Raw genomic sequence first — 14,012 nt, 5'->3', positions numbered from 1 at the left:
TCTACGAAGTCGATCCGGAGGGCTTCGGCCAGGTGCGCACCTGGTTCGAGAACTTCTGGACGGACGCCCTTGCCGCCTTCAAGCGGGCGGCGGAGGCCGAAAGGAGCGACACATGACGGAAGTAGCCACGATCGCGCCCGTTCGCAAGACCCTGAGGGTCGAGTGCAGCCCCGAACGGGCCTTCGAGGTGTTCACGACCGGGATCGGCGGCTGGTGGCCGGTGAAGACGCACTCGATCCACCACGAGGACAGTCACCGACATCGTGCTCGAGCCCCGCGAAGGCGGCGAGATGTACGAGCTCGCGAAGGGCGGCAAGCGCGAGCACTGGGGTCGCGTCAAGGCGTGGGAGCCGCCGCGGCGCCTCGTCATAGCGTGGCACGTCAATCCGGAGCAGGCGGGCCCGACCGAGCTCGAGGTGACGTTCGCGTCCGAGGGCGGTGGCACCCGCGTCGAGCTCGAGCATCGCAACTGGGAGCAGGCCGGCGACGGCGCCGCGGAGATGCGCGAGAACCACGACAGCGGCTGGGACTTCGTCCTCGCCCCGTTCGTCGAGCAGGCGAGCTAGGGGTTCCGGGTGGGCGAGCGGCAGACTCTCGTCGTGCCGCTCGCCTACCCGGAGCCGCCGCTCGCCGACGATCTCGTCGCGGTTGCGCCCCTGGCGGCTGACCGACATCGAGACAGTCATCGAGGCGAGCCGCGACCGGTACATCCCGACGGTCGCGAGCGTCCCGGCGCCGTTTCACGAGGGGCGCGGGCGAGCGCTGGCCGGAGCGCCAGCACGCGCGCAGCCGGGGCGGGCTCGGCGTCTCGCTCGCGATCGCGGAGCCGGGGGCGGCGAAGCGCCCGGTGCGGTCGTCCTCATGCGTCGCCGGCCGCCGCGTCTCTTGCGGCGGTCGCTCTCCTTGGGCCGCTTGCGAGCGGCGTCGTGGAGTACCGGTCGCTGAAACGTTGCGGGACCAGACGATCGGTCTCGACTCGTCGAGCTGGCGGCCGACGGCACCGCCGGAACCGGCAGCTACATGCGCGTCCGCGATGCGACGACGGGGGGAGCCGGCGGAATACGAGCTCGTCGGCGCGGTCGAGGCCGACGTCCGGAACGGCCGCGTCTCGGTCGCCGCCCCGGTCGGCGGGCACTTGCCGGCCACAGGCGCGGCGATACGGTCGAGGTCGCCACTCCGCGCGGACGGACGCGCATGCGGATCCTCGACGTGAGCCCGCGCGTCCGGCCGAAGCGGAAGGCTGCGTAAGCGCGCTCACGAGGAGACGCGGTGACCGGGCCTGATCGGCCGACGCCGCGAAAATGGGGCCGCGCCCCGATGGCCGCCGCTTCCCACCGAGGGCACCCTTCAGGCACCGCAAGAGAAAGCGAAGAGCGATGACTGAGAAGCAGGACGCGATGCGCATCTTCGTCGCCGGGGCGAGCGGCGCACTAGGAAGCCGGCTCGTTCCCCAGCTAATCCAAGCAGGACACGATGTGATCGGTACCCACCACTCGCCGGTCAGCGCCGACCGCCTGCGCGCGCTCGGGGCGAAGCCGGTGATGCTCGATCTGCTCGACTCACGCGCGGTGCGCGAGGCCGTGCTCGAGAACGAGCCCGACGCGATCATGCACCAGGCGACCGCGCTCGCGAACGCGAAGTTCAGCCGCAACCTCGACAAGGCGCTCGCCAAGACCAACGAGCTGCGAACGAAGGGCACCGACGCGCTGCTGGCGGCCGCGCAAGAGGCAGGCACGCGCCGATTCGTCGCCCAGAGCGCTGCGGCCTATGCCCGGTACGCCCGGCAGGGCGGTCCGATCAAGAGCGAGGACGATCCGCTGGCAGACCCACCGGCCAACATGCAGCAGTCGTTCGCTGCGATGGACTACGTCGAGAACGCCGTCGCCGGCTTCGGTGGGATCGTGCTGCGCTACGGCGTCTTCTACGGCGCCGCGAACGACGCCTCGATCGAGCCGGTGCGCAAGCGGCAGTTTCCGATCGTCGGCGACGGTGGCGGCATCTGGTCCTGGATTCACCTCGATGACGCTGCCGCTGCAACCGCGCTCGCACTGGAATACGAGGGCCCCGCCATCTTCAATGTGGTTGACGACGAGCCGGCGCCCGTGCGCGAGTGGCTGCCCGTGCTCGCAAAGGCACTGGGCGCCAAGCCGCCCCGGCGCGTCCCGGCATGGGTCGGGCGGCTGTTGGCCGGCGAGGCTGTTGTCGTGATGAGCACTGAGGCACGGGGTGCCTCGAACACGAAGGCCAAGCGCGAGCTCGGCTGGACGCTGCGCCATCCCAGCTGGCGCACCGGGTTCGCGGCTACGTACTCAGCACTCAGCCTGGCAGAGCCGCGCAAGCGTGCTCCGGCCGCACGCACCAGCCACTCGCCCCGGTAGCACCTTCGCGGCGCCCGGCCTTGGCGGCGGACGCTGTGAACCGCGCTAGGCCTGTCCGAAGCCGGAGGTTCGCTGGTGGCCGGTCTCCGAGTGAGCTGTGCAGCCGCCTGCGGTTGTACTAGCGGAGGAAGCTGGCAGGCTGCGGGCGCGTGTTGTGCGAGTCGGGCCAGGTGCGGCTGTAGGCCCACTCGCTTTGGAGTGTCTGGATGAAGCGTTCGACTTTGCCGTTCCAGCGGGGTGTGTAGGCGGGGTGCGGATGTGGCGGGCGCCGATACGTGTCGGCAGTTCGCTGAAGCGCGGCCGTTGCGGTAGACCATCGCGTTATCGGTCATGACCGCCTCCGGCGGGTCGAGGCCGAGCTCGCCGAAAAAGCGGAGGGCGCGTTCGAGAGTGCGGAGGTTACTCTCGGCGTCTTCGTGCGGGTGCAGCTCGACATAAGGCGAGCCGCGAGTTGTCGTCGACGACGCAGTGCAGGACCCTCAGGAAGGTCGACGAGCCACGACAGACGAGCGATCTCGGGCACGAAAGGCACGCCGTGGGCGCGAAAGTCGTCGGCGCTCACCGACCGCACGTACGTCGCGCGGCTACGCCAGGCGCGGAGGAGGGCGTCCTGCACAGCGTCCTGGGCGGAGGCGATGCCGGATCGCACGGCGACCACTGAAAGAACTTCGGAGGTTGATACGGCGTAGGCTAAGGCGGTGGCGATGCCTCGGCCGAGGCCGCGACTCGCACTGACGACGATCGCGGTCCTGCCGGACAGGTCGCTCGTGGTTTCCTCCACAGTTCGTGGGGATTCAGCACGCTCACGTTGCTAGTTGCTCGGGCAGGCCGAAGAGGGGGAAGAGCTCGGGCGAGCGGAAGGCGGTGATCTCCTCGATGCTCGCGGCACGCAAGGTGAGCACGATGATGAACTCGGCTCCGAAAGCCCCCCTTCGCTCGTCCCACAGGTAGCCGGCGACGGCGGGTTGGCCGTTGGCGCCGGTCGGGAGGAGACGCCAGCGTTTGCGCGCCGAGAGTGGCCAGCCGCGGAGGAACGTCGCGACGGCGTCACGGCCGCTGTACCAGCTCGGCCACGGTGGCATGGTCATGCGCGCGTCGTCGGCGAGCATCGCGACGACGGCGTCGACGTCGTTGCGTTCCCACGCATCGGCGAAGCGTTTGACGATCTCGCGTAGATCGTTGTCGCCGAGCGCGCGCAGCGTCGCCTGCTGCGTCTGGCCAGGGACGCGCTCCTCGACTGCCTTGTGGGCTCTCTGTAGCGCGCTGTCGACGGAGGCGGGCGTGGTCTCGAGCGCCTCGGCGGTCTCCCGGGCGGAGAAACCCAGCACGTCGCGGAGGATCAAGACTGCGCGTTGCCGCGCAGGCAGGTGCTGGAACGCGGCGGCGAAGGCGAGCTCGATGCTCTCGCGCTGTTCGTAGCGCGCGTCCGGGCCAAGCAGCGCCGCGTCGACTCCGAGCTCTGCGTCGGGGTAGGGCTCTAGCCAGATCGACTCAGTGAGCGGCTCGCCGAAAGCCACGTGTGGATCGGCCGCTGGACCGTAGTCGATCGGGAGCACTCGCTTGGGCCGCTTCTCGATCATGCGGAGGCTGGCGTTGGTGGCAATCCGATAGAGCCAGGAGCGAAGCGAGCTTCGACTCCCGAAGCGGTCGAGTCCGTTCCAGGCGCGGAGCATCGTCTCCTGCAGCGCGTCTTCGGCGTCGGTGAGTGAGCCGAGCATCCGGTAGCAGTGCGCGCGAAGCTGGGCCTGGTAAGTCCCGACGAGGAGCGCGAAGGCCTTCTCGTCGCCTGCTTGTGCCGCCTCGAGCAGCTGGCGCTCGTCGCTCATCGCCTCGGCGCCCAGAGCGCGACCTCCCCTGCGTCCGCGCTGGAGACGACGCTGCGCCAGCCCGACGGCCCTTCCCGGGGCTCGAGCAGCACGATCGCTCCGAGCTCGCGGGCGCGCTCGGTTGAACGATCGACCCGATCGACCTCGACGTAGGGGAGCCAGAGCGGCCGCCGCGTGCAGCATTCGACGACCCCGCCGCCCAGCTGCGCACCCGTGTCGAGCGCCAGGTAGGAGCCGGCCGCGGCTCGGACCACCTCCGGGCGCCAGTACAGCAGCTCTGCGTAGAAGGCGCTTGCCCGCACCTGATCGGGCGTGTGGAGCTCGAGATGCACGAGGGGTCGCGGCCGTATCTGGTTCGCGCTCATCTCAGTCGTCTCCTATCGCCGTGTCAGTTGCTCTCGTACTCGTCGTGCCGGCGGATCCAGAGCTGCCACGCCTCGCCCTCGTCGCGGCCCTTGGGCGCGTGGTCGAGGATCGGGTAGTAGCCCATGAGAAACTCCAATCCCCGCCACGTCGTCGAGTACGCGTGGTAGACGGCACCGTCGTCGTGCACGAACGTACTGAAGCCGGGGCTCTCGGTTAGGTAACCGACGGCGTCGGTGCCCGTCGACCTGGCGTTGTGCTCGACGATCGGCGGTAGCCCGGTCCCCGTCCCGGGCGTCTCGGTGCTCGCGCTGCGGAACTCGACGCCGGTCGGTGTCATCTGCGCCACGGCCTCGCGGGCCTGTTCCTCGGTGTGCGAGAAGCCGAGGTCGAAGTTGAAGTCGGTGCGCGCCGTCGAGACCCAGGGAAGACGCCAACCCATGCGACGCTTGTACGCCTGCAGCTTCTCCAATGGTGCTTGCGAGACAAGCAGGAACGTGACGTCACGAGCGTGCAGGTGCGGGAGCACGCCGTTGACGGTATCGGCGATCGATGAGTTGACCGGGCAGCCGGCCTGATAGCTCGGGCCGAACATGAAGTGGTACACGAGCAGCTGGGAGCGACCGTCGAACAGCTCGACGAGTGCCTTCTCGCCGTCGTCCGTGTCGAAGCGGTAATCCTTCTCGACCGGAACCCGGGGCAGCTCGCGTCGCTGCCGGGCGATCTCGTCGCCGAGTCTCGTGTGCTCCTTCTCGCGGGCCAGTAGCTGCTCGCGTGCCGCAAGCCACTCTTCGCGACTTCCAATCTTGGGGGTAGTCGTGCTGCTACTCACTGAAGCCTCCTTCTCGTTTCTTGGTTTGAGATCCGAGAAGACGGCGAAATCCATCGCTCGCCGCGTCGAACGGCTCCTGCAGTCAGCCGATCGCGGCAGCCGCCGCCGCGATCTCGGACAGCTTCGCCTCATGAGCGCCATAGAGCTGGTTCATGAGGAACCCGGCGAAGCTGATCCTGGCGACACGGAGCTCGGCCAGCCGCGCGAGTGGGGGAGCGCCCGCCCCCACGACGTTGACCGGGCCCTCGGCACGCCGGACGAACTCACCGATCAGCGTGTCATCGGCGAGCCGTATCGGGAAGACGCAGTCGGCCCCCGCTTGGAGGTAGAGACGCGCGCGTCGCACAGCCTCCTCAAACAGATCGAGGCGATCGCCTTCGCGGCGCAGCACGTCGACCCGCGCGTTCAGGACGATGTCGACGCCCGCCTCGGTCGCGGCGTGACGGACGGCGCGGAGGCGTTCGGCGTTCTTGCCGGAGTCGAGGAGGTCGGTATCGCCGTGATGGTCGGTGTCTTCGAGGTTGCAGCCGACGGCTCCCGCCTCCAGTCGTTCGACCAGGTCTTTGGGCGAGAGCCGATAGCCGGCCTCAAGGTCGGCCGTCACCGGGACCGGCACGCTCCGTGTGATCCGGGCGACGACGCCGAACGCCTCGTCCAACGGCATCGAGTCGTTGTCCTCGTAGCCGAGGGTCGCGGCGATCGCACCGCTCGATGTGGCAACGACAGGGAATCCGGTCTTCACCACCAAGCGGGCGCTCGAGTTCCCGAGCCGAGGCACTCGACCTTCTCAAGGTTGCCGAGGCGGATTCCTCTGTTTGAGACCGCTTGCTTCGGCATGAGACAGCAGCGCCAATTCTCGGACAACTGAGACCCCAGGCGGGCACCGTAGCGGCGAGGCGAAACGGCTACAGGGATCCTGCAGGCGTCTCGCGTGTTCTTCCACGGTTCTTGTGGAGCGTTGCCAAGTCTCGCTACGGAGACCTGACGCTCACGAAACCGAGGCCTAGCTTCAAGCCCTCTGACGGACTCGAACCGTCGACCCCCTCCTTACCATGGAGGTGCTCTACCGACTGAGCTAAGAGGGCGGAGGGCGAAGGGTAGCGCGTTCGTCCTTCTTGCTCCGGCCCTCGTCCCGGACGCCCGCGGCCTCCTCCACGAGACGGCACATCAGGGCGACCGCGTCACCCTCGCTCAGCTGCTGCTCCTGCGTCAGCGAGTGCCACGTGGGAAACGCGACCGCGTGGCCAATCGCCGCCCGGGTGCGCCGGGCGGCGCGGCCGCGGAGACGGCGGCCGGCCATCAGGACGTCCTGGGCGCTGCGGAGGTAGTCGTGGAAGTCGCGCAGCCGCCGGCGGACGACGGGAACGAGCTCCTCGTCTCGTAGCAAGCTCTCGTACATCCGTCGGGTGCTCGCGTAGAAGGCATAGAGCTCACGGAGCGCTGCCTCGGTGCGCTCGGATGGGTCGTCGATCGCCGCCCAGGCACCCACGTCGGGCGGCGGATTGTCGGCGCGCCAGTGCGACGAGCACGCGTCGAACAGCTCCTCCTCGTCGCGGAAGTGGCGGTAGACGGTCGAGCGGCGGACACCGGCGCGGTCGGCGATCGCGCCGATCGTCGTCCGCGCCGGCCCGAGCTCCTCGTGGAGCGCGACCGCGCTCTCGGTGATCCGCAGGCGTGTCTGCGCTTCGCTCTCGGCGCGGAGTTTCATCCGGTAGGGGCGCTTTTGGTCGGACATAGTCGTCTTCTGAATATTGACAGAAACCAGCCCGGTGCGCTACGTTTTCGTGCGACAGTGATGTACGACCAAAAGGAGACGGTAATGGCAGCGACAGCGACAGGCGCGAGGATCGTCGGCCCGGGAGACGGAGTCGAGGGCTTCCTGGGCAGTATCGGCGTCCGCTTCATGATCGACGGGCCCGACGCGGCCGAGCGGTTCTCACTCGTCGAGCACCCGATGTCGCCGCGCGCGCTCGCGGCGCCGCTCCACCTGCACACGCGCGAGGACGAGTACAGCTTCGTGCTCGAGGGACGCATGGGCGCGCTGCTCGGCGAGGACGTCGTCGAGGCCGGCCCCGGCGACCTCGTCTTCAAGCCGCGCAACCAGTGGCACACCTTCTGGAACGCGGGTGACGAGCCGTGCCGGATCCTCGAGATCATCGCGCCGGCTGGCTTCGAGCGGTTCTTCCGTGAGCTCGACGGCCTCGGCGGGGCGATCAAGGCCGATCCGGACGAGCTCGCGGCGCTCAACGAGCGCTACGGGCTCGAGATGAAGCCCGAGACGGTCCCCGAGCTTCTCGAGCGCTTCGGCCTGCAGATCGGCCTGCCGCTCTCGGGCGGCTGGACACCGTGACCTGACTCCGCCCCGCGTTTTCGACATCCGGCCGCCGGGTAGCCCCCGCTGATGGAGGCACTCGGCGGCCGGCTCGCGGGGACGCTCATGATCGTCGCGGCCGTGATCCTCGCCGTGAGCGCCGCGTTCGTCATCTGGCTCCTTCTCGTCCGCGACACCGGGAGCTCGTGGCCCGCGACGGTGCCGGCGCTCTCGGCGGACGACCTGACGAAGGAGCCGACCGACGTCTGGCTGACGAACGGCGGGACGCTTGCGAACCAGCGCTTCTCGCCGCTCGACGAGATCGACACCTCGAACGTCGGCCGGCTCAAGGGCGTCTGGATGACGCACCTCGAATCGGGCACGGCCGCGAAGTACTCGGCGGAAGGGCAGCCGATCTTCTACAACGACGTGCTCTACGTGCCGACGGGAGAGGACGACGTCTTCGCCGTCGACGTCGAGACCGGGAAGATCCTCTGGAAGTACGAGTCGGGGATCAGTCAGAAGATCAACACCGTCTGCTGCGGCTGGCTCAGCCGCGGCGTCGCGATCGGCGAGGGGAAGGTCTACATCGGCCAGCTCGACGGCAACCTCGTCGCGCTCGACCAGGACACGGGCGCCGTCGCCTGGAAGACGCAGGTCGGGAGCTGGCGGAAGGGATACACGATCACCGCGGCCCCCCTCTACTACGACGGGATGGTGATCACGGGGGTCTCGGGCGGCGAGTTCTCGATCCGCGGGCGCGTGCAGGCATACGACGCGGAGACGGGCAAGCTCGTCTGGCGCTTCTACACGATCCCGGGCCCCGGGGAGACGGGGCACGACAGCTGGCCGGCCGGGACCGAGACGTGGAAGCACGGCGGCGCGCCGATGTGGCAGACCCCCGCGGTCGACCCGGAGCTCGGGCTCCTCTACTTCTCGACCGGCAACGCATCCCCCGACCTCGACGGCTCACGCCGCGCCGGCGACAACCTGTTCGCGGCCTCGATCGTCGCGGTCGACGCGAAGACGGGCAAGTACCGGTGGCACTTCCAGCAGGTGCGCCACGACATCTGGGACTACGACGCCCCGAGCCCCGTCGTGCTGTTCGACATGCAGGTCGACGGCCAGGAGCGGAACGCGATCGCGGAGACGAGCAAGACCGGCTGGACGTACGTGCTCGACCGGGAGACGGGCAAGCCGATCCTGCCGGTCGAGGACGAGCCGGTGCCGCAGGATCCCGTCCAGAAGACCGCTGCGACGCAGCCGATTCCGCAGTACGAGCCCTTCATCTCGCACGACGTGAGCGACGCCGACGTCGCGGCGATCGCCGAGCTCTCCCGGCAGAACGCCAAAGGTGCGCCCCCCAAGGTCGTCAAGGGCGGTATCTACACGCCCTTCCGCGACGAGGTGCGGGTCATCGTCCCCGGCCCGCAGGGCGGCACGAACTGGCAGCCCATGAGCTACAACCCGGACACGGGGTACCTCTACGTGTGCGGCATGCGCTCCGTCTCGGGGTATACGCGGAGCGGCGAGCAGCTCCCGAAGGGCAAGCAGGGTCAGGTGGCGGACCTCGGCAGCGTCTTCACCACGACCGGGTTCGGGAGCCAGACGGGCCTGTTCGGCGCCTGGGACCCGCGCACCGGGAAGACGGTGTGGCAGAAGGAGTGGCCGGAGTCGTGCTACTCGGGCTCCGTCTCGACGGCGGGCGGCCTCGTCTTCGTGGGCCGCAACGGCGGCGAGCTCGAGGCCTACGACGCGGCGAACGGGAAGCGCCTCTGGAGCTTCCAGACGGGCGCGGGCGCGAACTCGACGGTGACGAGCTTCGAGCGCGACGGCACGCAATACCTGGCCTTCATCGCCGGCGGCAACGCGCTGGCCGCGAGCTCGCACGGGGACAACCTCTGGCTCTTCTCGCTCGACGGGAGGCTCGGTCCCGTGAAGGCGGGCGGCGCCGGCGCGGGCGTCGGCCACGCGGGCGAGTCGGCGACGACGGGCGACGCGGGCCGGGGCCAACAGGTGTTCGCCGACAACTGCTCGGGCTGCCACGGCCTGAGCGGAGAGGGCGCGAACGGCGGGCCGACCCTCGTAGGCGTCACGGATCGAGCGGCCGCGCTGCGACAGGTGCGGAACGGCGGCGGGGGCATGCCCGCCTTCGGAGGCACGCTGAGTGACCAGGAGATAGCGGACGTCGTGGCCTACGTGACCGAGCGGGTCGCGAAGAAGTAACGCCTACCTGCGGCCGTCGAGCCGGATCGTCCACCGGTCGACCGACGCCACGACGAGGTGCGTCTCGTGCCATGGGTCGCGGGCGAGGGTCGCCCGGACGTCGTGCTCGGACTCCGCCTCCACGGCGAGGATCACACGGTGCTCGTCGGCAAGTGGGCCGCCGAGCACGACGAAGCCGGTGTCGACGAGCGCGTCCATGAACGCGGCGTGCGCGCCCCAGCCGCTCTGCTCCTCGAGCGGACGTGACGCGTCCCATTGCGGGCCGGAGCGGCGCTCCACGACGAAGAACGTGGGCACGGGCCAATCGTACGGCGCCCGCAGTCGAGATACTCGCGCGATGGAGCAGCTCTCGTGCAACGTCGTCGTCATCGGCGGCGGCACAGCCGGTTGCGTCGTCGCAGGCAGGCTCGCGGCCGAGGGCGATGCGGACGTCGTCGTCCTCGAGGCCGGGCCCGACTACGGTCCGCGCGACTCGGGGCGGTGGCCGGAAGACCTGCTCGACGGCGGCGCGCTCGTCTCGTCTCACTCGTGGGGCTACGACACCGGCGACCTGCATTCGCAGCGTGGGCCGATCGAGCTTCCTCGTGCGCGTGTGATCGGAGGCTGCTCCGCGCACAACGGCTGCATCGCAGCGGTGGGCTGTGCCGCGGATTACGACGGTTGGGCGCAGATCGTGGGCGACGGCCGCTGGAGCGCGGACGAACTACGACCGCTGTTCGCGCGTGCGCTCGAGCGCCTGCGCGTCCGCTACTACGCCGAGAACGAGGTCGGGCCGTTCCATCGGGCGTGTCTCGAGGCGGCCGCAGCGCTGGGCGTGCCGCGTGCCGATGACCTCGGCGACCTCGACGGGGGCGTCGGGTTCGGGATCGAGCCGGTCAACGTCGACCGCGGCGTGCGCGTCAACACGGCGTTCGCCTACCTCGACCCTGCCCGCTCGCGACCGAATCTCCGCATCGTCGGCGATGCGCTCTGTGACCGGCTCGTGCCCGGGCCCGATGGCGTCGAGGTGGTCGTCCGGCGCGACGGCGGCGAGTTGCGCGTCGATGCACAGGTGGCAGTCCTCGCGGCCGGCTCGTACGGATCACCGGCGGTCCTGATGCGCTCGGGCATCGGCGATCCGGAGGTCCTCGCGCCGCACGGGATCCCCGTCGTCCACGAGCTTCGCGGCGTCGGCCGGAACCTCCACGACCATCCGCTCGTCGAGCTCGACTTCGCGGGGAGCAGTCGCCTTCGGGAGGCGCTCGCGGCAGCGGCCGCCGAGCGCTTCGTCCCCGAGGAGCAGACGCTCGGCAAGCTCCGTTCCGGCCGCGCGAGCGGGCCGTACGACCTCCACCTCGTTCCCGTCGCCGCTCCCGAGCACAGCCTCCTCGCCGGTCGAACGATCCTCGCGGTCGGCGCGATGGAACCGCGCTCGCGCGGACGGCTGACGCTTGCGAGCGCCGATCCCGACGCCGCTCCGGTGATGGACCACGGCTACCTGTCCGATTCGCACGACGTCGCCGTCCTGCTCGAGGGCATCGAGCGCGCGCGAGAGCTCGCGGCGACCGAGCCGCTCCGCTCGCTCATCGGCGAGGAGCTCGTCCACCACGACGACCTCGAGGACGCGATCCGCCGGACGCACGTCCACTACTACCACCCCGTCGGGACCTGCGCGCTCGGGCCCGACAACGACCCGTTCGCCGTCTGCGACGCCCGGGGCCGCGTCCACGGGCTCGACCGGATCGTCGTCGCGGACTGCTCCCTGATGCCGGTGCTCCCGCGCGCGAACACGAACGTCCCGGCGGTCGTCGTCGGCGAGCGGATCGCGGACGACCTGCTCGCGTCGCTCTGAAATCCGTACCGGGCGCACCGCCGTAGTCCTGGTCGACCCCTTACGACCCTCGGAGAAGGAGCTTTTGGATGAAACGCATACGCGGACGGCGCCTCGCACCACTCCTACTGGTGGCCGTCGTGAGTGCCGTGGCGGCGGGCGCGGCGATCGCCGGCGGCCAGCAGGCGGCCACGGTGAAGGTCGTCAAGACGGCCGACTACGGCAAGGTGCTCGCCACCTCGAGCGGAATGACGCTCTACCACTACACCGACGAGACCCGCGGCAAGGTCGACTGCAAGGGCGCGTGCGCCAAGCTCTGGCCGCCGCTCCTCGTCAAGTCCGGCGCGAAACCGACCGTCGGAGCCGGCCTCACCGCCTCGAAGCTCGGGACGCTCAAGCGCCCCGACGGCGGCACCCAGGTGACCTACAACGGCCTCGGCCTGTACCGCTACGCCCCCGACAAGAAGGCGGGCGACGTGAAGGGCCAGGCGCTGTTCAAGGCGTGGTACGTCATCGCGCCGACCGGGAAGATCGTCAGGCATGCCGTGGCTTCCGCGCCTCCCGCCTCGACCCCGCCGCCTACCGGCACCACGTCCGGCGGCGGCGGCGGCGGATACGACTACGGCTAGGCCGATTCGCGACGCGTCGTTCGGGGAAGGCCCATCCGGGCCTTCCGCGGGCTCTCGTTCGGGGAAGGCCCATCCGGGCCTTCCCCGATGCGCCGCGCGAGCGGGTGCGGCAGGGTCGGGGTGACGACAGGGAGGCGATCGCCGATGAGAACTGCGACGAAGATGCTCGCGACTGCGGCCGGCACGGCCGCGGCGCTGGAGACCACGCGACGGCTCGTGCGCACGCCCGTGCTCACGTGGGGCGCGACGGAGGAGGAGGCGGGGCGCTCATTGCCCGGGGACGAGCTGCTCGAGGATCCCGCCGTCGTCTCGACGAGGGCGATCACGATCGACGCGCCGCCATCCGCGGTTTGGCCGTGGCTCGTCCAGATGGGCTCCGGGCGCGGCGGTGCGTACACCTACGACTGGATCGAGAACCTGTTCGGGCTCGGCATGCACAGCGCGGAAAGGATCAACCCGGAGTGGCAGAACCTCGCGGTCGGCGACGTGATCCCAGGCAGGGAGAGCCTGCAGGGAATGCGGGTCGAGGTGCTCGATCCCGAGCGTGCGCTCGTAACCCGCTCCGAAGACGGCACGTGGGTCTGGGCGTTCGTGCTCGAGGATCTCGGCGGCAGAACGCGCCTGTTGAGCCGGAACCGCATCGCGATGCCCGACCCGTCGCTCGGCGACCGGATCGGCATGGCGGTGATGGAGCCCGGCTCGCTCGTCATGGAGCGGAAGATGCTTCACGGCATCAAGGAGCGCGCGGAGCGCCTCGTGGCGCATCCGGAGCTCGTCCACAGCGCCTGATCTCCGCGAGCGCCTCCTAGCGACGCGGGCGCCGGCCCGAGGCCGGCGTCTTGGCGTTCGTGGGGGAGCCTCGGTCGCCCCACGTGGTTGATGATGCAGGGAGGAGGATTCGAACCTCCGAAGGCTGAGCCAGCGGGTTTACAGCCCGCCCCCTTTGGCCACTCGGGAATCCCTGCGAGGAAGCCGGATTGTAGCCGCGCCCCCGCCGGAGGCTCGGGCCGCGCAGCCCTTCCACCTGACACACTCGCGCGGTGGAAATCGCGTCCCTCGCGTTCCGGACGGATCTGATGGTGCTCGGGCTCGGAGGCAGCGAGGTCGAGCACGGCGACCGCTACGTCGTGGTTCGGACGCCCGCCAACCCGACCTATTTCTGGGGCAACTTCGTCCTCTTCGCGACGCCGGTCGAGCCGGACGCGATGGAAGAGCGGCTCGACCTCTTCGCCGGCGTGTTTCCGGACGCCGCCCACGTCGCGTGGGGGATCGACTCGGTGGACGGGACCGTCGGCGCGGAAGAAGAGCTCATCGCGGCAGGCTTCGACGTGAGTCGCGACACCGTGCTCATCGCGTCGGAGCTCCACCGATCCTCGCGTCCGACGGACGCGGAGCTACGACCGATCGAGAGCGACGCGGACTGGCGGCAGGCGCTCGCACTGCACATCGCGTGCACCGAGGGGGACGAGCACGTCACGGAGGAGTTCCTCGCAGGCCAGGTCGCGGCGGCCCGCGCGCTCACCGAGCTCGGCCATGCGTCCTGGTTCGGCGTGTTCGAAGACGGACGGCTGCTGTCCTCGCTCGGCATCGTCTCCGACGGCTCCGGACTCGCCCGCTTCCAGTCCGTCGAGACGCAT

The 14,012-nt window shown here is 69.8% G+C and carries 14 protein-coding genes and 2 tRNA genes; 8 read left to right on the top strand and 8 right to left on the bottom strand.

What is annotated here, in order from left to right:
* The first annotated feature begins 260 nt into the window (after positions 1-260).
* Entirely contained in the window at positions 261-566 is a 306-nt protein-coding gene (locus VNM44_RS05535) for an SRPBCC domain-containing protein (RefSeq protein WP_325623516.1), read from the top strand.
* Positions 567-1,397: 831 nt separating this feature from the next.
* The gene (locus VNM44_RS05530; protein ID WP_325623514.1) at positions 1,398-2,378 is read left to right on the top strand and encodes an NAD(P)-dependent oxidoreductase; all 981 of its coding nucleotides are present in this window, start codon (positions 1,398-1,400) and stop codon (positions 2,376-2,378) included.
* 803 nt (positions 2,379-3,181) lie between these two features.
* Here VNM44_RS05530 and VNM44_RS05525 read toward each other — a convergent pair.
* The 6 genes from VNM44_RS05525 to VNM44_RS05500 all read right to left on the bottom strand — a co-directional run bounded on the left by VNM44_RS05525 (position 3,182) and on the right by VNM44_RS05500 (position 7,134).
* On the bottom strand, positions 3,182-4,204 hold the full coding sequence (locus VNM44_RS05525) for a sigma-70 family RNA polymerase sigma factor (RefSeq protein ID WP_325623512.1): 1,023 nt from the start codon (positions 4,202-4,204) through the stop codon (positions 3,182-3,184).
* Positions 4,201-4,569, bottom strand: a complete 369-nt coding sequence (locus VNM44_RS05520; protein ID WP_325623510.1) for a hypothetical protein — start codon at positions 4,567-4,569, stop codon at positions 4,201-4,203. Before VNM44_RS05520 ends, VNM44_RS05525 begins: the two co-directional genes overlap by 4 nt.
* A 23-nt stretch (positions 4,570-4,592) precedes the next feature.
* Positions 4,593-5,399, bottom strand: a complete 807-nt coding sequence (locus tag VNM44_RS05515) for a DUF899 domain-containing protein (RefSeq protein WP_325623508.1) — start codon at positions 5,397-5,399, stop codon at positions 4,593-4,595.
* An 82-nt stretch (positions 5,400-5,481) separates the two neighbouring features.
* Positions 5,482-6,141 (bottom strand): isocitrate lyase/PEP mutase family protein, encoded by a 660-nt coding sequence (locus tag VNM44_RS17175; protein ID WP_414652955.1) that lies wholly within the window; start codon positions 6,139-6,141, stop codon positions 5,482-5,484.
* Between the two features lie 270 nt (positions 6,142-6,411).
* Positions 6,412-6,484: transfer RNA gene (locus VNM44_RS05505), tRNA-Thr, on the bottom strand.
* Positions 6,475-7,134 carry a helix-turn-helix domain-containing protein gene (locus VNM44_RS05500; RefSeq protein ID WP_325623504.1) on the bottom strand — a complete coding sequence of 220 codons (660 nt, stop codon included), beginning with the start codon at positions 7,132-7,134 and terminating at the stop codon, positions 6,475-6,477. Before VNM44_RS05500 ends, VNM44_RS05505 begins: the two co-directional genes overlap by 10 nt.
* An 84-nt stretch (positions 7,135-7,218) precedes the next feature.
* Here VNM44_RS05500 and VNM44_RS05495 point away from each other — a divergent pair, with 84 nt between their 5' ends.
* Both VNM44_RS05495 and VNM44_RS05490 read left to right on the top strand, forming a co-directional pair.
* On the top strand, positions 7,219-7,749 hold the full coding sequence (locus VNM44_RS05495) for a cupin domain-containing protein (protein WP_325623502.1): 531 nt from the start codon (positions 7,219-7,221) through the stop codon (positions 7,747-7,749).
* A gap of 51 nt (positions 7,750-7,800) precedes the next feature.
* The gene (locus tag VNM44_RS05490) at positions 7,801-9,936 is read left to right on the top strand and encodes a PQQ-binding-like beta-propeller repeat protein (RefSeq protein ID WP_325623500.1); all 2,136 of its coding nucleotides are present in this window, start codon (positions 7,801-7,803) and stop codon (positions 9,934-9,936) included.
* A 3-nt stretch (positions 9,937-9,939) separates the two neighbouring features.
* Here VNM44_RS05490 and VNM44_RS05485 read toward each other — a convergent pair whose 3' ends face one another.
* Positions 9,940-10,233 (bottom strand): hypothetical protein, encoded by a 294-nt coding sequence (locus VNM44_RS05485; RefSeq protein WP_325623496.1) that lies wholly within the window; start codon positions 10,231-10,233, stop codon positions 9,940-9,942.
* Positions 10,234-10,273: 40 nt separating this feature from the next.
* On the opposite strand from VNM44_RS05485, the gene VNM44_RS05480 reads away from it, so the two are divergent.
* The 3 genes from VNM44_RS05480 (at position 10,274) to VNM44_RS05470 (ending at position 13,164) form a co-directional block, all read left to right on the top strand.
* Positions 10,274-11,767 carry a GMC family oxidoreductase gene (locus VNM44_RS05480; RefSeq protein ID WP_325623494.1) on the top strand — a complete coding sequence of 498 codons (1,494 nt, stop codon included), beginning with the start codon at positions 10,274-10,276 and terminating at the stop codon, positions 11,765-11,767.
* 68 nt (positions 11,768-11,835) lie between these two features.
* Positions 11,836-12,375 (top strand): hypothetical protein, encoded by a 540-nt coding sequence (locus VNM44_RS05475; RefSeq protein WP_325623492.1) that lies wholly within the window; start codon positions 11,836-11,838, stop codon positions 12,373-12,375.
* A 144-nt stretch (positions 12,376-12,519) separates the two neighbouring features.
* The gene (locus VNM44_RS05470) at positions 12,520-13,164 is read left to right on the top strand and encodes a hypothetical protein (RefSeq protein WP_325623490.1); all 645 of its coding nucleotides are present in this window, start codon (positions 12,520-12,522) and stop codon (positions 13,162-13,164) included.
* Positions 13,165-13,258: 94 nt separating this feature from the next.
* Here the strand turns inward: VNM44_RS05470 and VNM44_RS05465 are convergent.
* Positions 13,259-13,340 (bottom strand) — tRNA-Tyr (locus tag VNM44_RS05465).
* Between the two features lie 75 nt (positions 13,341-13,415).
* Between VNM44_RS05465 and VNM44_RS05460 the strand changes: the two genes are divergently transcribed.
* Positions 13,416-14,012: hypothetical protein (locus VNM44_RS05460; protein ID WP_325623488.1), on the top strand; the 597-nt coding region annotated here is incomplete at its 3' end.

The organism is Gaiella sp. (assembly GCF_035558935.1).
GTDB lineage: Bacteria > Actinomycetota > Thermoleophilia > Gaiellales > Gaiellaceae > Gaiella.
Note: the sequence above shows the minus strand (reverse complement) of the source record. Positions and strands in the feature narration are given on the sequence as shown.

What these genes read in the sequence shown, in the direction of transcription:
- VNM44_RS05490 (WP_325623500.1), top strand. Translation starts at nt 7,801, where the DNA reads ATGGAGGCACTCGGCGGCCGGCTCGCGGGGACGCTCATGATCGTCGCG.
- VNM44_RS05475 (WP_325623492.1), top strand. Translation starts at nt 11,836, where the DNA reads ATGAAACGCATACGCGGACGGCGCCTCGCACCACTCCTACTGGTGGCC.
- VNM44_RS05500 (WP_325623504.1), bottom strand. Translation starts at nt 7,134, where the DNA reads ATGTCCGACCAAAAGCGCCCCTACCGGATGAAACTCCGCGCCGAGAGC.
- VNM44_RS05480 (WP_325623494.1), top strand. Translation starts at nt 10,274, where the DNA reads ATGGAGCAGCTCTCGTGCAACGTCGTCGTCATCGGCGGCGGCACAGCC.
- VNM44_RS05520 (WP_325623510.1), bottom strand. Translation starts at nt 4,569, where the DNA reads ATGAGCGCGAACCAGATACGGCCGCGACCCCTCGTGCATCTCGAGCTC.
- VNM44_RS05470 (WP_325623490.1), top strand. Translation starts at nt 12,520, where the DNA reads ATGAGAACTGCGACGAAGATGCTCGCGACTGCGGCCGGCACGGCCGCG.
- VNM44_RS05495 (WP_325623502.1), top strand. Translation starts at nt 7,219, where the DNA reads ATGGCAGCGACAGCGACAGGCGCGAGGATCGTCGGCCCGGGAGACGGA.
- VNM44_RS05530 (WP_325623514.1), top strand. Translation starts at nt 1,398, where the DNA reads ATGCGCATCTTCGTCGCCGGGGCGAGCGGCGCACTAGGAAGCCGGCTC.
- VNM44_RS05525 (WP_325623512.1), bottom strand. Translation starts at nt 4,204, where the DNA reads ATGAGCGACGAGCGCCAGCTGCTCGAGGCGGCACAAGCAGGCGACGAG.